Source organism: Streptomyces sp. NPDC059567 (assembly GCF_042735655.1).
Classification (GTDB): Bacteria; Actinomycetota; Actinomycetes; order Streptomycetales; family Streptomycetaceae; genus Streptomyces.
Genome location: NZ_JBHWBS010000209.1, coordinates 1 through 259, shown reverse-complemented (window position 1 = coordinate 259; position 259 = coordinate 1). Strand labels below are relative to the sequence as shown.

Here is a 259-nt window from a genome sequence, read left to right as displayed (position 1 = left end):
CCCGCACAACTTGTGCGGGAGCAACGGGGCCTTTCTTGCTGCCCTCGGGCCGACCGTTTCGCCACACACGACCGGTCCGAGGGTTGATGCCTACGAGGCGGCTGGCCTCGCGGTTTCCGTATCCGAGCTGCATGAGGCGGAAGTATTCCTCCCGCTCCGCACGCAACTTGTAACCCCCGGTGTGCTGCCGGTTCTCGCGGGGCTCGAAGCTCATCGCTCTCCCTGAACTGGGGCGTTGCGATGATCGCTAGAACCTAAG

The 259-nt window shown here is 64.1% G+C and carries 1 pseudogene; it reads right to left on the bottom strand.

The features are described from left to right. Positions 1 to 214: pseudogene (locus ACFVZW_RS37020) on the bottom strand (IS30 family transposase); the annotation flags it as partial. Positions 215 to 259: the final 45 nt, after the last annotated feature.